This window comes from Trichocoleus sp. DQ-A2 (genome assembly GCF_039961915.1).
In the GTDB taxonomy this organism is placed as follows: Bacteria; Cyanobacteriota; Cyanobacteriia; order Cyanobacteriales; family FACHB-T130; genus FACHB-T130.
The window spans coordinates 30,021-51,425 of record NZ_JAMPKD010000011.1 but is presented as its reverse complement, the minus strand read 5'-3'; the positions used below and the strand labels follow the sequence as shown (position 1 = coordinate 51,425).

Annotated in this window: 21 protein-coding genes and 1 tRNA gene; 12 read left to right on the top strand and 10 right to left on the bottom strand. The window is 44.4% G+C overall.

Translation table 11 applies throughout. From position 1 onward, the window contains the following. Positions 1-94 precede the first annotated feature (94 nt). From cysW to NC997_RS12765, 3 genes are all read right to left on the bottom strand, one after another. A complete protein-coding gene (gene cysW, locus NC997_RS12775) occupies positions 95-976 on the bottom strand; it encodes a sulfate ABC transporter permease subunit CysW (protein WP_190527806.1) in 882 nt (293 codons plus the stop codon). Beyond that, positions 966-1,823, bottom strand: coding sequence for a sulfate ABC transporter permease subunit CysT (gene cysT / locus NC997_RS12770; RefSeq protein ID WP_190412818.1), 858 nt, complete (start codon positions 1,821-1,823; stop codon positions 966-968). The genes cysW and cysT overlap by 11 nt, the downstream gene beginning before the upstream one ends. A gap of 134 nt (positions 1,824-1,957) precedes the next feature. Further along, positions 1,958-3,097 carry a sulfate ABC transporter substrate-binding protein gene (locus tag NC997_RS12765; RefSeq protein WP_190527804.1) on the bottom strand — a complete coding sequence of 380 codons (1,140 nt, stop codon included), beginning with the start codon at positions 3,095-3,097 and terminating at the stop codon, positions 1,958-1,960. Positions 3,098-3,360: 263 nt separating this feature from the next. On the opposite strand from NC997_RS12765, the gene NC997_RS12760 reads away from it, so the two are divergent. The 5 genes from NC997_RS12760 (at position 3,361) to NC997_RS12740 (ending at position 7,186) form a co-directional block, all read left to right on the top strand. Continuing rightward, positions 3,361-3,432, top strand: a tRNA-Thr gene (locus NC997_RS12760). 374 nt (positions 3,433-3,806) lie between these two features. Then, entirely contained in the window at positions 3,807-4,274 is a 468-nt protein-coding gene (locus NC997_RS12755; protein WP_190527802.1) for a GNAT family N-acetyltransferase, read from the top strand. A 198-nt stretch (positions 4,275-4,472) separates the two neighbouring features. Beyond that, complete coding sequence (locus NC997_RS12750) at positions 4,473-5,087, top strand: hypothetical protein (protein ID WP_199306200.1); 615 nt, start codon at positions 4,473-4,475, stop codon at positions 5,085-5,087. Positions 5,088-5,294: 207 nt separating this feature from the next. Further along, positions 5,295-5,741 carry a DUF488 domain-containing protein gene (locus tag NC997_RS12745; RefSeq protein ID WP_190412822.1) on the top strand — a complete coding sequence of 149 codons (447 nt, stop codon included), beginning with the start codon at positions 5,295-5,297 and terminating at the stop codon, positions 5,739-5,741. Positions 5,742-6,280: 539 nt separating this feature from the next. Continuing rightward, complete coding sequence (locus NC997_RS12740; protein WP_190527800.1) at positions 6,281-7,186, top strand: DUF4394 domain-containing protein; 906 nt, start codon at positions 6,281-6,283, stop codon at positions 7,184-7,186. A 79-nt stretch (positions 7,187-7,265) separates the two neighbouring features. Here NC997_RS12740 and asnS read toward each other — a convergent pair whose 3' ends face one another. Beyond that, positions 7,266-8,657, bottom strand: a complete 1,392-nt coding sequence (gene asnS, locus NC997_RS12735; RefSeq protein WP_190527798.1) for an asparagine--tRNA ligase — start codon at positions 8,655-8,657, stop codon at positions 7,266-7,268. A 109-nt stretch (positions 8,658-8,766) separates the two neighbouring features. Continuing rightward, the gene (locus tag NC997_RS12730) at positions 8,767-9,144 is read right to left on the bottom strand and encodes a DUF2203 domain-containing protein (RefSeq protein ID WP_190527796.1); all 378 of its coding nucleotides are present in this window, start codon (positions 9,142-9,144) and stop codon (positions 8,767-8,769) included. A 37-nt stretch (positions 9,145-9,181) separates the two neighbouring features. Between NC997_RS12730 and NC997_RS12725 the strand changes: the two genes are divergently transcribed. Beyond that, a complete protein-coding gene (locus tag NC997_RS12725) occupies positions 9,182-9,463 on the top strand; it encodes a DUF6439 family protein (RefSeq protein WP_190427741.1) in 282 nt (93 codons plus the stop codon). Here the strand turns inward: NC997_RS12725 and NC997_RS12720 are convergent. After that, a complete protein-coding gene (locus tag NC997_RS12720; protein WP_190412826.1) occupies positions 9,460-9,909 on the bottom strand; it encodes an ATP-binding protein in 450 nt (149 codons plus the stop codon). The genes NC997_RS12725 and NC997_RS12720 overlap by 4 nt on opposite strands. Positions 9,910-10,357: 448 nt before the next feature. After that, a complete protein-coding gene (rlmD, locus tag NC997_RS12715) occupies positions 10,358-11,785 on the bottom strand; it encodes a 23S rRNA (uracil(1939)-C(5))-methyltransferase RlmD (protein WP_190527794.1) in 1,428 nt (475 codons plus the stop codon). 75 nt (positions 11,786-11,860) lie between these two features. Between rlmD and apcD the strand changes: the two genes are divergently transcribed. From apcD to NC997_RS12695, 4 genes are all read left to right on the top strand, one after another. Further along, complete coding sequence (apcD, locus tag NC997_RS12710; RefSeq protein WP_190429046.1) at positions 11,861-12,346, top strand: allophycocyanin subunit alpha-B; 486 nt, start codon at positions 11,861-11,863, stop codon at positions 12,344-12,346. Positions 12,347-12,774: 428 nt separating this feature from the next. Continuing rightward, positions 12,775-13,212, top strand: coding sequence for a hypothetical protein (locus NC997_RS12705; RefSeq protein WP_190429045.1), 438 nt, complete (start codon positions 12,775-12,777; stop codon positions 13,210-13,212). A 158-nt stretch (positions 13,213-13,370) separates the two neighbouring features. Beyond that, a complete protein-coding gene (locus tag NC997_RS12700; RefSeq protein ID WP_190527792.1) occupies positions 13,371-13,943 on the top strand; it encodes a hypothetical protein in 573 nt (190 codons plus the stop codon). Beyond that, the gene (locus tag NC997_RS12695; RefSeq protein WP_199300601.1) at positions 13,894-14,544 is read left to right on the top strand and encodes a transposase; all 651 of its coding nucleotides are present in this window, start codon (positions 13,894-13,896) and stop codon (positions 14,542-14,544) included. Before NC997_RS12700 ends, NC997_RS12695 begins: the two co-directional genes overlap by 50 nt. 243 nt (positions 14,545-14,787) lie before the next feature. Here the strand turns inward: NC997_RS12695 and NC997_RS12690 are convergent, their stop codons facing one another. Continuing rightward, the gene (locus tag NC997_RS12690; protein WP_190527790.1) at positions 14,788-15,591 is read right to left on the bottom strand and encodes a hypothetical protein; all 804 of its coding nucleotides are present in this window, start codon (positions 15,589-15,591) and stop codon (positions 14,788-14,790) included. Between the two features lie 204 nt (positions 15,592-15,795). On the opposite strand from NC997_RS12690, the gene NC997_RS12685 reads away from it, so the two are divergent. Both NC997_RS12685 and NC997_RS12680 read left to right on the top strand, forming a co-directional pair. Continuing rightward, positions 15,796-17,388, top strand: a complete 1,593-nt coding sequence (locus NC997_RS12685; RefSeq protein WP_190527788.1) for an FkbM family methyltransferase — start codon at positions 15,796-15,798, stop codon at positions 17,386-17,388. A gap of 49 nt (positions 17,389-17,437) precedes the next feature. Next, positions 17,438-18,430: an FkbM family methyltransferase gene (locus NC997_RS12680; RefSeq protein WP_190527786.1), complete on the top strand. Its 993-nt coding sequence runs from the start codon at positions 17,438-17,440 to the stop codon at positions 18,428-18,430. Here the strand turns inward: NC997_RS12680 and NC997_RS12675 are convergent. Next, complete coding sequence (locus tag NC997_RS12675) at positions 18,427-20,664, bottom strand: O-linked N-acetylglucosamine transferase, SPINDLY family protein (RefSeq protein WP_190527783.1); 2,238 nt, start codon at positions 20,662-20,664, stop codon at positions 18,427-18,429. The two genes, NC997_RS12680 and NC997_RS12675, sit on opposite strands and share 4 nt — an antisense overlap. A 148-nt stretch (positions 20,665-20,812) precedes the next feature. Continuing rightward, entirely contained in the window at positions 20,813-21,397 is a 585-nt protein-coding gene (locus tag NC997_RS12670; RefSeq protein ID WP_190527781.1) for a type IV pilin-like G/H family protein, read from the bottom strand. Between the last annotated feature and the right edge of the window lie 8 nt (positions 21,398-21,405).

Sequence of the window (21,405 nt, the reverse complement as noted above, 5' to 3'; positions counted from 1 at the left end):
TAGGTCTGTTATCTTCGTGCCCAGTCGTAGATTGAGCAGGTTTTGATGTATTTACAGGCAAGTCATTTGTACTATACATAGTCCTCAATTCCTCCTATTCAACATCTTTAATACTGGTTTTACGCTCTAGAATTTCTTTCAAGACCAGGGTAACTAACGCGAGTGCCCCAAGTAGAACGGCGGCTGAGAAAGATGCTTGAGTCTGGTATTGCTTATAAGCTTCCTCCACAAACAACGGCAAAGTTTGAGTTTTGCCCGCAATATTGCCAGATACAACCGAGACGGCACCAAACTCGCCCATGACTCTGGCGTTGGTCAAAATGACGCCGTAGAGGAGGCCCCAGCGAATATTCGGCAGAGTGACGCGCCAGAAGATTTGCCAGTCAGTTGCACCCAACGTTTTAGCCGCTTCTTCTTGATCTGAACCAGCTTCTTCCAAAACGGGAATCACTTCACGGGCGACGAAGGGCATCGTAATAAAAGCACTCGCCAATATCATTGCAGGCGCGGCGAAAATAATTTTTATGTTTGCCGCCGCTAGCAGTGGACCAAACCAACCGTTGCGTCCATAGAGCAGCACGATCATCAGTCCAGCGACGACTGGGGATACGGCAAAGGGGATGTCTAGAAGGCTGATCAGAAAGGTTCGACCCCGGAATCGATGTCGTGCGACCACCCACGCTGCACAGAGTCCAAACACAACATTCATCGGTACGACAACCAGGGCGATCAAGATAGTCAGCTTTACGGCATGGAGAAAATGGGGTTCCGTCATATTGTGGATAAACGGGCCAAACCCTCCCTTAAATGCTTGCACAAAGACGTTGATAGCTGGAATGAACAAAATCACAGCCAAGTAAGCGATCGCTACCCCGATCAAAACAACTTTTACCCAGCTTTTTTCCTTCTGGTTTGGGGAGACTTGAGGAGTTTTTAATTCTGGATTAAAAGACTTCCCTGCTACATTAGAGTTCATACTTTCGTCCCCACGCTTGCAAAACATTAATTACGATTAGAACTAACAGCGAAATTACTAATAAAACAGTCCCAATCACCGTTGCTCCGGAATAGTCATACTGTTCCAATCGCTGAATAATCAACACGGATGCGATTAAGTCCTTAAAAGGTACATTCGCCGCCACAATTACGACCGAACCGTATTCTCCAACAGCACGCGCAAATCCCAACGCTACACCCGTTAAAATCGCTGGCATTAAAGGTGGCAAAACAACTCGCCAAAATGTCTGAAATTTAGAGGCTCCCAAAGACCAAGCGGCTTCTTCGACTTCATGCTCCATTTCTTGCAATACAGGCTGTAAGGTTCGCACGACAAATGGCAAGGAGATAAACACCATCGCCACCCCCACTCCCAAGCGCGTGAATGCCACCTTAATTCCCAAAGGTGCTAGCAGGGAACCAATCCAGCCGTTATCGCTGTAGACCGTTGCCAGTGTTAAACCCGCGACTGAGGTAGGCAGTGCAAAGGGCAAATCAATGGCTGCATCAATGAACCGTTTGAATGGGAACTCATAGCGAACCAAAACCCAAGCAATTAACACGCCAAACACTCCGTTGAGCAGTGCCGCAATGAAGGCTGTGATGAAGGTAACATCGTAGGTTGCAAGAGCAATGGGACTGGTGGCAATTCTCCAAAAATCAATCGGTTTTTCTGTACTTGCTTTCAACACAAGGGCAGACACTGGCAGGATGAGCATGATGGTGAGATACCCCAAGGTAATCCGCCAAGGCCAGGACATACTGCTTATCTGGCGAAATGGGTTTTTCCAAACAGAAGTTTGTTGAGGAGGAGCCGATACAGCCATAGAAAAGTATCCAGTATTAAAGAATGATGAAATTCGGTAATTGTTCTCGGTTTTAATTGTGGCTAATTGCTAATGAATCCTAGTCTTTTCTTGGTTGATAATGACGCAATTAGCAATTAGCTCTTAGTCAGTCTTTATCTACTGCTAGCTTGAATTTTGTCAAAAATTGTTCCGTCATCAAAAAACTTCTTCTGGATCTCGTCCCAGCCCCCCAAATCTTGAGCGGTGAAGAGAGTTTTAACTGGGGCATACTGCTTCGCGACTTCTTCCCCTACTGTTGGATCAACGGGTCGGAATCCCACTTTGGCAAATTCTCGTTGGGCTTCTGGGGTATATAGAAACTTGACAAACGCTTCTGCAATTTCTCTCGTGCCGTGTTTGTCAACGTTTTTGTCCACAACGGCGACCGGGCTGTCGATGGAGATGTTCGTATCGGGCACGACATAAGGAAGTTTCTGACCGTTTTGCCCAGCCAATACTACTTCGTTTTCATAGTTGATTAAGACATCTCCCTGTCCTTGCTTGAAAAAGACATCACTGGCTTCGCGGGCGTCTCTCGGTAGCACGGGGACATTCTTGTAAACTTTGGTGACTAATTCTTGGGCTTTGGCATCGTCACCCCCGGTTCTGGTCACTGAACCCCATAAACCTAAGAAGTTCCAGCGAGCGCCACCAGAAGTTTTGGGGTTAGCTGTAATGACTTGCACGCCATCTTTGGCTAAGTCTGTCCAGGTTTTAATTCCTTTGGGATTGCCCTCGCGAGTAACCAGTGCTGCAACAGATTTGGTTACAATTGCACCATTCGGTGCTTCTTTCTCCCAACCAGCTTCAATTAACCCGGCTTTCTCAAGCTTCTCGGTATCAAGAGCCAGGGCCAGGTTTACAACGTCCGCCTCTAAACCATCGATTACGGCACGGGTTTGGGAGCCAGATCCACCATAGCTTTGGTTGAAGGTAACGTTTTGGTTGCGTTCCTGTTTCCACTTAGCGGTGAACTGGGGAATAATTTTTTCGTAGGCGGCGCGAGTCACTGCGTAGGAGACGAGGGTTACTTGTGCATCGCCGGTTTTTGCCGCGGGACTAGCACTACCGGTAGCAGTAGTTGTCGGGGAATTAGAGTTACTGGGGGCGCAAGATGCGATCGCTACGCTTAAACTCATCCCCAATAGGAACAGAGACACAAAACCCTTCCGGGAAGTGACCTTCAGCCATCTGGCTGTCTGTTGTTTCCACGGTTGAAGTGCCTTAAGCCGAGTAATTTGCCACAAACGCATGAACGCTCTCCTTTAATCCCCGGTACATCGGTCGGGATACCGTAATTTTGGGTACGAACATAGATTCTACAGCAACTAAGAACGTTTGTGTCTAGTTCCGCGAAATTTCAACCAGAGGTTTGGTTAAGAGGAAGGGGAGGGCGATCGCGACTCCAGCCCAAATTAGTTTTGATGATTTGGCTGATGTTCCTGGGAAAGAATTGAGTATTAATACTGAAAGGACTGGATATTTAATTCAAAAATTGCTATTCTATACATTGGTTGCTGGTGTAGCTCAGGGGTAGAGCAGCTGATTTGTAATCAGCCGGTCGCAAGTTCAAATCTTGTCACCAGCTTTTTTTGTGACGTTTGTGCCTTCTAGCTTCCTTGTGACTTTACCCATAACTTTGCCGCAACGGCAGGCTTATGCTTCCATCTACCAGTGGCAATATTATGGTTCCAGCTTTGACTAAAATTACTTCATTGGTGTAAATAGAGCTTGCTTCTCAGTTAGCGATTTACCTGCCCTAAAGCTAGAATTTGGTGGAATAAGCCATGGGCTGCCCAAGCTATATAGACGCCTAATGCGCCATAAGCAATAACTTTCAAGAAGTAATTTCTAGATAATCGTGCGATCGCTACAAGTACACCTATAACAGCGACTTGGGTTTTGGAATCAAGCGGAACTCATCATGCCTTGGAACTTTAGAAAGTCTACGAGAACGGCTGGATGACTCAGGAGATAGAGCAATTAGTTGGAGATAAGCAAGGTCGCCGGTACCAGATGAAAGGCGATTATGACGATGAATCCGGGCTTCTTGTCGTCAAGCTGCAATATCAAAATAATGAAGTTGGTCGGCTTCAATGCGTCGTCGATCCACCAGGAGAAATGAAAATAAGCGACTTGATTATCTCCAATGATGATGATGATGTCGTAGAGATCCCAAGGTGGCGGAAAGTATTTAAACTCAAACCTAGAAACTACCGCAACAAAGGACTAGGCACTTACCTTCTGAAGTTTGCGCTTGACTTCGCTCGCCAGAAGGGGATGACACACATCTACGGTTGCTTGACTCACAAAGATATCGCCACCACTCCAGGTCTTATCAACTGGTACAAAAAGCACGGGTTTGAGCTAGAGTCGCCTGCGCCAAAAGACCCTTCTACGACAGCGCATAGAATATCTCAACAGCTTTGAGCGAGTGGGGCGATGGTTCCAGCAAAAGCGAACGGACTTCTTCGGCGCAACGCGATCGCTCTTTTGCATCGAAAATTTCACGGTTTGGCAGAGATCCCGTGCGCCAACAATCACTAGCAGGCCTTGTAGCCTAGCCTATAACCAACTTTTCCCCTTTGCACCGCCAAGCCACCTTGAATTTAAAGAAGGTTAACTTATATGGAAAGAAATAAAATACTAATTGCAACAAAGACTTATCCTTCAATAAGCACCAAATACAAAGAAACTGTTTGTACGGCTGGAATCTTATTGGATGACGACGAAAATCCTAAAAGTTGGATTCGCATTTATCCTATTCGTTTCCGCGAGCTAGAATTCGATAAAAAATTTCCTAGATGGAGTATTATCAGCGCTCGAATAGAAAAAAATGATAAGGATGCTAGACCTGAAAGTTATAGGATAGATGATGATTCTATAAGTGTCCTTAGAAAAGTCGGGACGGAGAATAATTGGGGAAAAATAAAATCTTTCATTTTCCCTTTTCAGTTTGATTCCATCAATAGTATTAAAAAACAAAATAAAACTCTAGGTTTAATTAAGCCTAAAAATATAAGTAAATATTTTTGCAAGCCAGTAGAACGTGAATGGAGCGATAAGCAGCAAGCCGTGCAGGATCAGCTCGAGTTGCTCGATTTACTAGAACCAAGCAATCCATTGTCAACATTAGAGAAAATTCCTTATAAGTTTGGATATGAATTTACAGATAATGATGACGTTAAACACAAATATACAATCACCGACTGGGAAATCATGCAGTTGTACAGAAATTGTTGAGAACGCTCAAAATTAGCTGATTTATACTCTAAGGAGAATGAAGCATTGGAGAAAGTTAGGCAAAAACTCGAAAGCAGCTTTATGTATGATAAAGAGCTTTATTTTATTGTTGGGAATTTAAAAAGCCATCCCCAGAATTTTATGATTATTGGTTTAGTGTACCCACCTATAGTAAAATATGAACAGCTCAGTTTTTTCTGAATAAAAATGGCTATTATTGCTACAGAAGATGATTCTAAAACTATTTCTAATATGGATAGACTCATCCTGACTTTTGGTTATGGAAATAGAACAAACCACGAAGTTTTTTTAGATTACTTACATGAATTTAATGTCACTTGTGTAATAGACGTTAGATTAAGCCCTCGTGCTTGGAGTCGTCAATGGTACAAAGAGCAGATAGAAAAAATTTGTAGTTATAAAAAAATTAAGTATTTATCAAAAGAATCTCTAGGTAATACATCTGGTAAAAGTAACTGGATTCCTCCTGATTATGATAAAGCGCGTGAAACACTAATAGAAATTTCAAAGCTTGCTGAAGTCGGCACGATTTTACTATTGTGTGCTGAGATGGACTCATCTAAATGTCATAGAGTAGATGTTGCTTGCGAACTACAGAAGCTTGTTGATGTTCCAATTAAACATTTGAAGTAAACTAAAAAAGCACCGCCTCAATTAAAAACCTTCAAGCGTTACATCGAAAATTTCGTAGTGGAACACTCTCTAAAGCGTCAACTCTTACGGAATCAACAAAGAAGTGTTTTAACGCAAATCCTTGGCTCAAGTCTTGGCTCAAAAGTTGAATTCGCAAACAACTCGACCAGTTTGTTTGTCTACGCGATGCTATGGAGTATGTTCTATACTTAGCGTCCTAACCGCCCTGGCTGTTGCTATACTTCCACACTGCCTTGAAACACAAACTGAAAGTTTCTGCTTTCCGTAGTTTTACAATGCGTAGTTTAAACAAGCATTTCAGCAAAACTTCATCAAAACTTCATCTTTTGAGAGAAAAGAGGCTGCTAATTAAAGAATTTGTAAAGATAGACTCTGACCGAAAACCGTAGTGATAGTTCCTCCGTACAGTACACAGTCATTGTCAATCACCGTTAAAACTAAGCATATTTGCGTAGTTTTAGTTACTTGTTGAGCTTGGCTGACAAAACTAGAAAAAATTAGCAGTTGGAGAACTACCCATGAAACTAATTAAGCTTGGTACAGCGATCGCTGCATTAACTGTAGCTACGATGTTCGATCTGCTCGGCGTTGCCAAACCCGCAGAGGCAGCGACCATGAAGCTGATTGGTCTGAACGACGATAACAGCCTAGTTTTCTTTAACCGCAAACTTTCCAAGATTTCTAGCACCGTAAAGATTGCAGGGGTTGATGGGACTGTGCTAGGGATTGACTTTCGACCAGCCGATGGTCTCCTCTACGGTGTCACAGACAAAAACGGTATTTATACCATTGACACCACCACGGGTGCTGCTACTTTCGTGAAGACCCTCAGCACTGCCTTCACGGGAGGATTCGAGTCTGGATTTGACTTCAACCCAGTACCCGACCGCCTGCGGCTTGTCGGTAGCAATGACCAAAACCTTCGCATTAACGTAGATAGCGGTGCCGTGATTACCGATGGAACCTTAGCCTATGCGGCTGGCGATCCCAACTTTGGCACTAACCCCAATATTACCGCTGCGGCCTACACTAATTCGTTTACTGGGACAACCACAACCGCACTGTACGGAATTGACTTTGCTCTCGACACATTGGTTCAGCAGAACCCGCCCAATGCTGGCATTCTGAACACGATTGGCTCCCTAGGTGTTGATTTCGGCGAAACTGGAGGATTTGACATTGTAACGACCAAGAAGGGAGGTAGCATTGTCAATAATGCCTTCGCAGCTTCTGGCTCGAACATTTACAGCATTAACTTGGCCACAGGTGCTGCTACAACACTGGGTACTTTTAATGGCGGCGGCAATATTGTTGGTCTTGCTGCCACCTCCGTTCCGGAGCCTGGTACTGTTGGCTCTTTGCTCGGTTTCGGTGCGCTTGCCTTACTAAGTCGCAGCCGCCGTCGTGTCAAGTCAGCTAATTAAATATAGTTTCAAGATTTCATACTTTGCCCTTGTGCTTTTTGGGCTTTCAGTAGAGTGGGCAATACCCACTCTACTGAACTTAAAAATCTACAGTCAATGGCGCACGAGGGAAGGGGATCACATCTCGAATATTGCCCATTCCAGTCATAAATTGCACTAAGCGCTCAAACCCCAAACCAAAGCCAGCGTGAGGAACCGTGCCATAGCGACGTAAATCGAGATACCACCAATAATCTGCTGGATTTAGCCCTTGAGCCTGAATTCGTCGTTCTAGCACATCCAGACGTTCTTCCCGCTGCGATCCCCCAATAATTTCGCCAATTTTAGGAGCCAATATATCCATTGCGCGGACGGTTTTTTCATCGTCGCTCAAGCGCATATAGAAGGCTTTGATTTCTGTTGGGTAGTCAGTAAGGATAACAGGTTTTTTGAAGACTTCTTCAGCTAAATAGCGTTCGTGTTCTGACTGCAAATCCAAGCTCCATTTGACGGGATACTCGAATTTTTTATCGGCTTTTTCCAAAAGCGCGATCGCATCCGTGTAAGTCAACCGTTCAAACTCGTTGTTAATGATATTGTCCGCTGTAGCGAGAACGGAGTTATCAATTCGCTGGTTAAAAAACTCCATGTCTTCAGGACACGTCTCCAGCACATACTTGAAAACGTGCTTCAGGAAGGCTTCTGCTAAGTCCATGTTGCCTTCTAAATCGCAGAAAGCCATTTCTGGTTCTACCATCCAAAATTCTGCCAAGTGGCGAGAAGTATTGGAATTTTCTGCTCGGAAGGTGGGACCAAAAGTATAAACATTGCTGAATGCCATCGCCATGACTTCAGCTTCCAGTTGTCCGCTGACGGTGAGATAGGCAGGGCGTCCAAAAAAGTCTTTGCTGTAATCAATCTCCTGAGCGTTTGTGCGGGGGATATCCTTCAGGTTGAGGTTGGTGACGGTAAACATCTCTCCCGCCCCTTCACAGTCGCTAGCGCTGATAATCGGAGTATGAACCCAGAGAAATCCTCGCTCTTGAAAGAATTGGTGAATTGCATAGGAACAGGCGTTGCGGACGCGGAACACTGCGCCAAAGGAATTGGTGCGCGATCGCAAATGTCCAATTGTTCGCAAAAACTCAAATGAGTGACGTTTCTTTTGCAACGGATAGGTTTCGGGATCGGCTTCCCCGTACACTTTCACCGTTTCTGCCTTCAGCTCAATCCGCTGTCCTTTTGCCGGAGACTCTACCAGCACACCCGCAACTTCTACAGAAGCACCCGTGTTCAGCTGCTTGATGATGTTTCCATAATCTGACAAATCCGGATTGAGTACAACTTGGAGATTAGCCATTGATGAGCCATCGTTGACTTCAACAAAGGCACATTCTTTCAATTCTCGCTTCGTTCGTACCCAGCCTTTGATCGTCAGCGGCTCATCTGGCTGACCATTTCGCAATATGTCTGCAATCCGTCGAGTCACCATGTTGTTATCTGTTGTTATCTGCTAAGTGAAGGTTTCGATAGTTAAAGGGTTGAAAATTGAGGGTTGAAGCTTTAACTTTCAACTTGCCACCTTTTCAACCTGCTAACCCCTACCCAGCGCAGGACTTCAAGATCCAGCCTACAACAATGCCAAGTCCTGCAAAGCGGACAGCTTGCCAAAAAGGTTCTTTTAAACTGTCCCAAGAAAATAGACGACTTTCTAAGTTAAGTTCTATAGTATCCAGCTCTTCTTTGATGCGCCGCAGCTCGACTTGTAGTTGTCGCTGCTGGGAAAGCCTTTGTTCCTTTTTTATATCGTCTAATCGCTGTTGGAGTTCTGCTTGCCGTTGCTGGTCTTGCTGCACTTGGGCATAGCGTTCTTTGAGATCCGCAAGCAAAGTCTCAACTTCCAAGAGCGATCGCTCAAATTGCTCTTGATCCCCAAGTGGGGAAGGTGATGGATCTGATCCTTTTGGACGGCGCGGCATACAGTAGAGTAGGGATAAATGCGAGTCTATCTTCAGTATGTCTCAACCGACCCAGCTTTCTAAAACCTCTGACTTGAACGAACTGAGTACCCTGGAACTCGCTCAAGCTCTGGCAGAACGCTTGAGTATTCAACCGAATGATTGGCATCGGCTCAAGTCTAACCGCAAAGTTCGTGCTGGCGAACAAGCCATCGCCGCATTGGTATTTCTCCTGAAAGATCAACCGGAAGAAGCGTTGGTGCGCTTTCAGCAGGCTTCAGGTTGGCTGGACAAGTCTATCTCAGCACCGCCTTGCCCAACTCATGGACACAACCGTTAGAAAAGCAGGGGTTGCCGGAAGCGATTTTTGACTTGCTTGCAGAGTCTGAGTTCCGTTCCCTGGTGGTTCCAGTGGACTTGATCGAAGATTTGGTGGAGGATACACATCCCTCTGCCGCTTTCTGCTTCGTCGTCAGGGAGATGTTGTTCGGGGTCAGAATGGCAATCACAGGGGGGAGAAAAGCCCGTTCCTTCGTCTGAAATTACCCACCAGTATTGTCCTTCTACCATCGAAAAGCGGACGGACACGGTCTTACTGGGATCGAGCTTATTGCCGTGTTTTGCTGCATTGACTAGCGCCTCTTGCAGCCCTAACCGAATTTCTGCTTGCCACCGAGATGGAATCTGAGCTAAGAGAAGATCCAGGACGGGACAAAGGTAGAGGGTAGAAGCGAAGCTTATCGTGCCCCAAGTTCGCCTTACCGGACGCTGTGAGATAGCAATCACTCAAAAAACCTCTAGACTTTCATTCAATAGAATTAACAGTCAGATGCCGAAGGGTATGCGCGTAGCGCTATACAGCTTTGATACGAGTAGTTTTGGACCCATCTTATGCGTACAACATCCTTTACGTACAACATCTCTTGCGTACAATCAGGGGAATCACGTAGATTCGAGATGATGTCCAGGCTTAAGTACACCTATCGCCAAGCATTAATCATTGCGTATTTGTCCGGTACTCTCTTTTTTTAATCGAGGATACCAACTACATTTTTCCGTTAGATTACTTGGCAAATTGCTAGCTTTCTGACGGATACGAATAACTTGCTAACTTCTGACCTCTAGAGGAGTGCTTTCTATCCTAAAAGTTGTAGGATAAACCACTTTCTCTATTGTAACAAAATCTTCTAAAAAAGCCACCCCGAACCTCAGTCAAGTACACTACAGAGGGCCGTCATTGCCGTACAAGAACGGCGGCACATTCAACGTGAGACGTTTGGGGAAAGAAGTCAGCAGGTTGTACGCGGGTTAGCTTATAGCCACCCGATTGACACAATAATTTGAGATCGCGGGCTAGGGTAGCGGGTTTACAACTAACGTAGACAATCCGACTCGGCTGAATTTCTAAAAGGGTTTCTAAGACATCGCGACCGTCCTTCGGACGCCCTGAGCTGACGCATCCCTGCCGCGGGGGATCGAGCAATACAATATCCGGCTTCACCTCCAGCGTGGGCAATAACGTCTCTACCGTTCCCGTATAAAACTTTACATTCGTGATGTTATTCAATTGGGCATTGAGAATCGCTTGCTCGACTGCTTCTGGCTGCATCTCCAAGCCAATTGCCTGCTTTACCTTCTGCGCCAACGGCAAGGTTAACGTGCCAATGCCGCAGTAGGCATCTACTAGCACCTCATTGCCTTGCAGATCCAGTTCATCAGCGATCGCCTGTAACAGCGCTTCAGCTTGCTCTGTATAAACTTGAAAAAAGGTGTCGGGACGCACTTGGAACTGTAAACCCGCGAATTCCTCAAGCAAGTAAGGTTGTCCGGCGATACAGCGGGTTTCCGTGCCAAAAATTGCATTGGTGCGATCGGGATTGCAGTTCAGCGAGACGCCCACTAGCTGGGGGTACCGAGTTAACCACTCCTGAGCTTGAGCATCGATCCCGGCGAGATTCCAATCTTTGACGACCAAGGTTAGCAATATTTCGCCCGTGCGTCGCCCAATCCGCAGCCCCAAATGACGGATTTTCCCTCGGTGAAGTTTTTCGTCATAAATTCCCCAACCCCGCTCCTGGATGTCTTGCTTGACTTCTGCCAGCAAGGGATTCAAACGCGAGTCTTGAACCGGGCATTGATTCAAGTTAATCAGGTGGTGGCTGCCTTTTTGGTAATAACCTGCTTGGACTTGACCCGTAGATGACCGTTTTACCGGATAGGTCGCTTTGTTGCGATAGCCCAACGGATCGGCAACTGCCAGGACGGGATCGACCGTTGGCTGGGCGATCCCGCCAATGCGTTCTAGGGCTTGGATCACCTGATTTCTCTTGGCTTCTAGCTGGTGTTGGTAGTCAATATGCTGCCACTGACAGCCCCCGCACTTATCTGCCACAATGCAGGATGGACGGATGCGATCGCTAGATGCTTCCAAAATCTCGTCCAATTTGCCGTGGGCATATTGAGGTTTGACTCGCACCAAGCGCACAAGAGCGCGATCGCCCGGAACCGTATCCGGGACAAAAACTACCCGACCTCCCAAACGACCCACTCCGTCACCGCTGTCACTAAGATCGCTGATGATTATTTCCACCAGTTGACCTTGTTGCCAAAGGTCTTCACCCGCCTCGCTAGAACCTGTATTTAGTGATTTTGTTAGTGACATATTATCTCTGTCTCTTTATTTGTGTCCCACGGACTCGTTAAACTACGAATGATATTCTGAATCATCCCGATAATCATGAGTGTAGTTAGCCAAGTTATTCTCAAAGCAGACGACGAACTTCGTTACCCCAGTAGTGGCGAACTCAACAGCATCAAAGACTTTTTGCAAACTGGCGCACAGCGGGTGCGTATCGCCAACACGCTGGCTGAAAATGAGAAAAAAATTGTTCAAGAAGCCAGTAAGCAGCTCTGGCAAAAACGCCCGGACTTCATTGCGCCAGGGGGAAATGCCTACGGGGAGCGGCAACGGGCGCTGTGCCTGCGGGATTACGGCTGGTACTTGCGTCTAATTACCTACGGAGTTCTTTCCGGTGACAAGGAACCGATTGAAAAAATTGGTTTGATTGGCGTGCGGGAAATGTACAACTCCCTCGGCGTTCCTGTCCCAGGCATGGCTGAATCTATCCGTTGCTTGAAAAAAGCCTCCCTCGACTTACTCAGCGAGGACGATGCAATCGCCGCTGCTCCTTATTTCGACTACATCATTCAAGCCATGTCCTGATTCTATCGCTATCAAACAGAACATGCGATCGCGGGTGAAGAAGAATCTTTCTTCTTCACTTCTTGTCTTTACGTTTGTAGCGACATCCTTGTAGCGACAAAAAACCGACAGTCTCTCTACAGAATCTGTCGGCTGGTCGTGTGTTCCCTATTGATGACTCGGCTAGAGTTCAGTCGTCTCTTAGTATGACCACTCAGCCATACAGGGAGAGCGATATCAATCATCTTCTTCTGTGATTGCGATCGCACAAGAAGATCGCTTACGAATGCGTAGGACAAAGTTGCAGGCGCAGTAGTATCTTGCGCGATCCCCCAAAAGACAAAAATCTCCCCAGCCTAAAAAAAGCCTAAAAAGGAGACCATAGTTTGCTAGCTCAGTGTAGACTCTTGGTACAAGATTGATACGCCAAAAGGAGCGCAACGAATGGAATGTCTTTCCTGAAAAGATTGCCTAGGGCAACCCTGGCGTTGCTTCTGGGTACTTATTGCGTATACGGCTGGTTGTTTTCCTTTACATATACCTGGGAGATTTTGCTGTTAGAGATAGGAGTAGCCTTGTTGATAGCTTTGGTTTTAACGGCTCCTATCAGGCTCTTAAGAATCTTTTTTGCCCGTTGGATGAATTCCGATACTAGAGCCTTCCTTTCAGTCATAACCGGAGCTTTGGCTGGGGTCTTTATCCTCACCTGGATTAATATTTTTGCCAATATTTTTGTTCTACTCTCAGCAGGTGCCCTAGCTAGACTAGACCTTCAAACTGCTAAATTCAATGCACTGCAAGCTTTTTGGATTCTCGTTGCCGTATCTTGGAGCGGGTTTGGTTTAGGCTTGATACTAAATCGTTTGTTGCTACATCCATCTTTTTAGCCAACGCCTCCATCAGCTTCTGTCTTGCCTTTAGTAGGCACAAACCATAGATTGCAGCGCTGATTGACTGACAAAAGGGCATGGGACTGGAACAAAAGCTAGGAGGGAAGCAGAGCTTGATTTAAGCTGATGAGTTACCACACTAATCGGTCAAATCAATGTCACCTACTTCCCGTCTTTATGATGCGTTGTGTCCTTATCTGGGTCAATGTGAGATTCCGTGGCAAGATGTGCGCCATCTGCAAACGCTCTGTTGGATGATGATTGGCATAATTCAAAGCCAAAATGTTCATCTCAATAGATTTGAGGTGTATGTCATCAGTCGGGCTAAAGTTGCTCAGTCGCACCAACCACGGTTTCGGCGTTGGTTATCGAATCGACGAATTGATGTTGTTTCAGCCCATCATGCCCTCATCAAGCAAGCTCTCTGCCAGTGGAAGAGCCAACGACTGTATCTGAGCTTGGACACAACCGTAGTGTGGAATTGTTTCTGCATCGTCTGGATTGGGGTGGTGTATCGGGGCAGAACGGTTCCGGTAGCTTGGCGAGTGGTGGCGCAATCGAGCAGTACGGTACGGTTGTGGACGCTTCAACGGGTGCTGCGGCAAGCGGCACGAGTGATGCCCCCTGGCGTAGCCGTTGTCCTGTTAGCAGACCGGGGCTTTGAGCAATGGCAAGTTGATGAAGTACCTCAAAGAAACCCTGGGTTGGCATTTTCGGATTCGCATTAAGCGCTCATTCCAGTTTCAACTTAAGGGGCAGTGGCGCAAAGTATCGTCGGTGGCGTTGCAACCGGGGCAAGCCTACTTCACTCCTGGGGTTGCAGTCGGCAAAACCAAGCCCTATTCGAGCGTCTATCTTGCATTTGCCCATGATAAGCAAAGTAATGAAACCTGGGTGATTGTGAGTGACGAACCAACCACCCTGCAAACTTTTGCCCAATATCGCTTGAGGTTTCAGGTGGAAGAATCGTTTTTGGACATTAAGTCGAACGGGTTAAAACTGGAAGCGTCAAGGCTGCGGGACAAGTTTGCCCTGTCTCAGTTGTGCGCTGTCATTGCCTTAACAATGTTATTTCTGGTATTACAAGGAGTGCAAGTCGTTGTATCAGGCAAGCGTCGTCAAGTCGATGCTCACTGGCAACGAGGGATGAGTTACCTCAAACTGGGTTGGAACTGGATTCGCCTTGCCATTACACAGCAATGGAAAATTCAGGTTGCTCCGTTTCTCCCTGGTGCACCTGACCCGCAACCTGCCCTTGCTTCCAAGCGACAATACGATGAATCCTGCAAGCGTGAATTTACGGTCCTCACCCGCATTCCTGCTTCTTAATTTTGTCAGTCAAGCAGGATTGCAGCCTATCGCGCCTTTAATTTCTCTCAATGGACACTGTAAATACCGTCACACAGGGCAAGTCAATGGGTGCTAGATTTCTGGAAACTAGAGTAAGCGTTTAACTGTCCTCTTGCTCTACAGCAGTCTTGCTGTGGGGCAGTTTTGTTTTTAACACCTACGAAGGAAAGTTAAAGAGAGCGATCTCATCTCTTCTGGTAAAGTCTACCTGCGCGGTATCCCTTAATCTTGCTCCGGTAGCTGAACCTGCACTCCGCCTTCCGGCGTAATAATGACTTTACCACCCAGCGCCTCAATCCGACTGATAGCAATCTTGCGCGTGCGATCGTCAATAACTGGATTTGTTAACACCAAAATCCAGCCAGACACTTGAGCCTTTCTGCTATTAGGGTTGCGAACTAAAAACTCAGATGTTTGGCGAGAAATTTCTGCTACTGATTTGCTTTCTGGATCGGAATAAACCTTCGCCCATTCCACTGCCTTCTCAAAGGATTGCCTTGCCGCTTGAGCATTTCCTAAAAACAACAATTCGTCCATCCCTTTGTAACGCCAAATAAAATAAGACTTGGGTGGAACTTGAGGAGTAAGTGACTTTAGCCCTTTTTCCATCAAAGCAACAGATCGTTCTGGCAGCGCTGCGTATAAAGAACTACTAGCTGAAAGAAAAAGATACGCTTCCCGAAATCTGGGATCGCGGTTTACTATTATTTCAAAATATTCTGGGCTGAGGGTATAGCCAGTAACTTTACGAACTTCATCATCACCAAAATACTGTGCAAATCCAAGAAATACCCAGTCGGCCAAAAGATTATCAAATCCAAAGTCCGGAAATTTCTGGAGCAAATTGAGACGGATGTTTTCTGCTTCTACTTCTTTTTCTAGTTCTTCTGCTGAGGCAATTTTTGCTTTTGAACTTAGTTTATTTAATTGAGGTATCTGTAATACTCCAATTGCCAAAACACACAGCAGGGCTAAGAAGGACGCACCTACTAGTTGACTGAAGCTTTGACGAAATCGAGAAAGCATTTATATCACCTGCTTAAAAGTAAAAAAGTATAACTAGTCTTTTAAAAGTTTAAAGTTTTTTCTTTATCGTTTGTAGCTGTATAAATAATATAATAAGATTGATTAAGTTTTTATAATAAATATGATATTTTCTTTTAGAAGTATATTAGTTTAAGATGATGATAGTCTAACTTTGATAAGAAATGATAAAAACTGAGTTGGAGTATGGCAACTTCTTTGGCTTCTGCTGATGCATATTGGAAATATCTCGAAAAGGCTTGTATTTGCCTCGATTCAAATGTGCGATCGCGTATAAACACCATTCTTGATGGTACTTCTTGGGATGACCCCACATCCGCCTTAGATTTAAATAATATTGCAGTAGTGGCACTCATTGAGGCAGAACAGTCTCACGAGCCATCTGTGCGTTCGCTTTATGTTGAGATGGCTTTAGAGGCCTTAAATAGGGGGGCAGAGTTGGATGGTAATCCCCTCTGCACAGCTCATCTGGCTCTAGTCCTAGCCATGATTGGAGAAAGCGAACAAGCGATGCAGACAGCTTTTTCTACCTTTGTTGCTACCCTCCAGCCTGCTTATATCAATGATAAACCAATTGCTCTAGGTATAGTATATCTACCTCCTACTCCCACTAGCTTAATAGATTTCCAGTATGAGAAACTAGCTCAAATTCTGCAAATTGAAGATGGCTATTCTCAAGCACTGTTGTTATTCAGTGAAATTTTGTGTTGGGCAACTCTCGTCTTTTACAATAAAACAGGACTACGATTATTAAATTTAGCTGCTCAACTATCACCCGATTCCCTTGCAGTTAATCTAAAACTGGGAATTTCTAGTTTGATGAATAATCAATGGGAAGGACTCTTGTATTTAAACCGCGCTAGGCAAAAAGCAGCAAATTCGGCAATTATTCTGCAAGCGCTACATTTAGCTTATCGAGATATACAACAGATAGAACCTGCTGGTTTATGGCTAGAAATTGGGCGAAATATCGGCAAGAAAATGCCAGGTTCTGTAGAGTGGAAATGGACTAATAAAGAAGCTGACAGTTTACTAACTTATGTACCTTTCGAGGGCAAATTATTATTAGCGGTTGAACCAAGTTTACGCAGTATTGTAACCAGCGTACTGATTGCTGAAGGAGACTGGTTCGAGAAAGAAATGGAGTTTTGGCGAAACTGGATAAAACCCGGTATGACGGTTATCGATGTGGGTGCGAATGTAGGAGTATATACTTTCAGCGCTGCTTTAAAGGTGGGAGCGGAAGGATGCGTACTAGCTGTTGAACCTTTTTCAGGCTGCGTTCGTTGTTTGCAAGAAACCTGTAAAGTTAATGACTTAAGTTGGGTTAAAGTTTGTGCAGGAGCAGCAAGCGATCGCAATGGCACAGCCCGATTGTCTCTCCATGCTGCTAGTGAACTTAACGAAATAGTTTCTAGTGATGCAGAAGCAACAAACCAGCATGGTAATTTTGAGGAAATTGACTGCTTTTCTCTTGACAGTCTAATTGAACGCGAACATGTCAAGCAGGTTGATTTATTGAAAATTGATGCTGAAGGACATGAAATGAAAGTGTTAGAGGGAAGCAGCCAGATTCTCAGCGAATTTACTCCTGCTATACTTTACGAAAATATTGCAGGTAGTAAAAGCAGTAATCTAGCTGTTGCCGATTTTCTGACATCCAGAGGCTATCAACTATTTCGATATCAGCCTTACCTACAGCAGCTTATTCCAGTTAATTCTGCTGAAGATTTGCAAGGTAAATTGAATATAATTGCTTTGCACACCCAGGAATTATAAAACCTCAGTCGTTAATAATTATTAAACACTCAAAAGCGAGGAATATAAAATGTCAGTTTTTCTTTCCAGTTTAAAGAAAAGCGGTCACTTGAATCAGCTCCACCTAACTATATGTAATGTTGGTTCTCGTAAATTAGGAAGTCACGATGACTACACCAGCCTTGGCTGGGATATCTTTGCACCTCGGCTCACTATATACGGATTCGATGCAGATGTAGATGCTTGTGATGAAGCGAACGCTGAGCTTGAAGCTAGACAAATAAATTGGACAGAAAAACACATTCCCTTAGCACTGGGAAATTCTGTAGGAGAGTCTACACTCTATGTAACCAAACATCCCATGTGTAGTTCCTTATATCCACCCAATGAACCATACTTAGCTAGGTTTGGCGGACTTCCAGAGTTAGTAAATTTAGATTTTACTCTAGAAATTGAAACCACAACTTTAGATGCTTTTTGTCAAACAGAGGGAATCCAAGAGATTGATTTTCTTCAGGTTGATGTTCAGGGTGCGGATCTGCAAGTTTTGGAAGGAGCTTCTGAGATATTAAAACGCAGTACTCTGGCTGTTCAAGTTGAAGTTGAATTTTCTCATTTATACGATAAACAGCCTTTGTTTGCGGATGTAGACACTTATCTCCGAAAAAAAGGCTTTACATTATTTGACTTAGCTACTTCTTATCGTACTCGTGCGCGATCACCTATTCATTCAAGAGTTCGTGCTGGACAATTACTTTGGGCAGATGCGTTTTACTTCCGAGATTTGATTAGAGAGGATATCAGTATCCCTTTAAAAACACCAAAGCAAATTTTTAAGTTAGCTTGCATGGCCGATATAATGAATTTTCCAGATTATGCTCTGGAACTATTGGAGTATTTGACTCTGCAATATGGAACTGATGCAAATTATAATTTTGCTAACAATATCATTGAGAGTTTGGCTCAATTTCCTGGGCTGATACAGCAAGGATTAGGTTCCTTGCCTATTGTGGAAAAAATTCGCGATCGCGTTAGTGGCGATGTTCAAGGTTTGCTTGCTTAAGTACGATTGCCTTGAGTATACTTTTCCCACATCTGCTCGTAAGCCTTTTCCATTTCGCGGGTGAACTGCTTAGCATTCCACAAAGGAGCTGTTTGCCGCGATTGTTTCAGTTTCCAAGCAACTTGTTGCCGCAAAACTGCATCTTTCCCTAAACGAACTCCCCATTCTACATATTCTTCATCCGTCCAAGCGATACCTTCTGTTATACCTGCATTTATCATCATGCCGTAGCTGTTACGTGCAGAAAATTGCTCACCCACTCGCGTTACCAAAGGAATACCCATCCAGAGTGTTTCTAGAGTAGTTGTAGCTCCGTTGTAGGGATAAGTATCCAGTACCACATCAGCAACACCCAGGTTAGCTCGATGAACTTCTTCTGAAATGTCAATTGGCATAAATTTCAGGCGAGCGCAATTCACACCCTCCTCTACAGCAATCTTTTCAAAAAAAGTTCGTGAAGATTTTTCATCAGATGGGCCTTTGATCAGAAAATAGCTATTCGGTACTTCTTTGAGAATCCTCATCTGTAGTCGTACATTATCGGGGTTCCGTTTATACCCCTTCTGTGCAACAAAGTACACAACAGCATCATTGGGAATATCTAGCTGATCGCGCCGCAGAGTAGGCGCAGCTACTTCAAACCCATCAACTGCGACATAGGTATTGGGCAGCCGCCAAATAGTTTCTGTATAGTGTTCCTGAGCATAATCAGGCAGAACATAAGGATCTGCAATAAAGTAGTCAATGGATGGTAACCCTGAAGCATCCCATCCTAACCAACTTACTTGAATTGGAGCAAGCTTTCTGTTAAAAATTTGACACGTATGCCCAGATGTAATACTATCGAGATCGACTAGAATATCAAGTTCATCCTCCTCCATTTGCTTAAGAATTTCTAAGCCGAGAACATCAGCACGGTAAGCACGATCGCTGTTACCAACAAACCAATTTTGAGTAAAATCATCAATCGATAAATAGCCTACCAGATAAGTGTGAATTTGGAACCGTTCCCGATCGTGATGCTTAAATAGCCAGCGAGATATCCAGCCTACCGAGTGTCTTCTTAGGCATTGAGAAACATAGCCAATTTTGAGAACTTTTTTCTTTTTAGTTAATATTTGAGTAGAAGGCACCTTTTGATTTTCTTCTACTCTTGCTGCTTCTTTTATTGATTTTTGATGATTTTCATAGCAAATCTGAGCAATCTTATTTTGAATCAAGCGATTATTAGGAAGGTCATCTTTGAAGTATGGGGCAAAAAATGGTGTGACCAAAAGAGATGGTAAATAGTCTACGTTTATATTTAGTGGCCATTCTTTTATAAGTGAAAGCAGCAGTTCTTTATGTAATGCAAATGTCAAACACGATTCTTCCCAATACCCCGATGCAGACATCAATGCTCTAATTATTAGGTAATTGCTGTAAACCTTTTCTAGTAAAGATGTAGATGACTCATAGCAGTGCTTTGCTGTTTCTATACCTTTATCGTATTCATAACAGTTTTGATAAAAAACTGTTAGCTGCGACTGAATCTGAGGAAGGTTATTACATCTATCTAGACACAATTCAGCATAGCGCGATGCTATTTTAGGTTGGTTTCCAGAGTAAGCAATTTTTATACAAGTAAGTATCACAATATCAATTATTGTTTGAGGCTCATTACCATAGTTTATGCAAGCCTCAGTAAATGCGAGAACTGCCGGGTCAGCATAGGCATAAGTCATAAGGCTTACTAAAACTTGTTGCAATAAATTAAACTCTACATTGCCTTTTTTTTCCTGCAACAACTCAATGATTCCTGATTCTGTTATATCTTTACCTGTAAAGTTTTCCAGTTGAATAGAAAGTAAAATAATATGTAAGATATTGTTAGCATCTGTTGGAGCAATTTCCCGGATATGTTGGCGGATAGCCCAGGCAATTTGATAATCTTCAATAACTTCTCGTCGCTCTGCTTCTGTTAGCAGAACTTGAACCAATTCCGCTGTCCACAGCTCTATTTCTTCTAGTTCTCCCTCTGCAATTCCCAGCATCCAAGTTGTCTGAGCCTCAGCTTCCTGCCCCTGCAACAGAAGCATTAATCCCAAAAGCCAGTAATAAGCCTTTACTTCAGGTTCAACTGAAATTGCTGTCTCGTAAAGGTCTGCTGCTTTGCTATAAAATCCTTGAAGTAGGTATTGATTTGCTTGTTTTTGCCAATCCGTAGCAGTTGTCACAACTTGTGAAGAAGTCATAAAATTTTAAATTTTAGTATTAACTAACGTATGTTTATTTTAAGTCCGAATTCTTAAAAAATAAGTGGGTGGGTAAATCTATACCACCCACTTATTTTGTCAAGTTCAACCTACTGTTTCCGTCATGCAGGTATTTGTTGGATAGTAATTACTGTGTACCACCAACTTGAACTTGGTTAGTATTGCATCCGGCACCAGCAGCAGTACCAGTACCAACGAGGGGAGTTGTACCAAAACCGCCAGCTGTTTTGCTCTCACACAAAACGGCAACGCTTGTGTACTCACCAGCACCAGCAGCAGTGCCAGTACCAGCCAGAATCAGGGATACATAGCCAGTATAGTTTTTCAGAGGTGCAGTAATGTTGGAAGGTATACTAGAATAGCTTGACGCGTATGAACCAGTGCCTGCACCAGCGGTAGATGCACCGTATATATAGTTGACAGTTTGGGTTTTGATGCCAATGCCCGAAGCCGGGATAGCTGCCGAACCACCACCGATGAAAACGCTTTTTTCCGTGAAGTTTGCCTGCTGAGCTTTATTCAGGGAACCGACGTAAGTCTTGGCTTCAGACTGCTTGCCCTTGTTGGCTTGGCTAAGGAAGGACGGCAGAGCAATGGCAGCCAGAATACCGATAATGATGATAACGACGAGTAGTTCAATCAGGGTGAAACCTTCGTCCTGCTTTTTCTGGTTGAGGTGTTGCAGAAATTTGGCTTTCAGTTCGGTCTTCATGAGCGTTT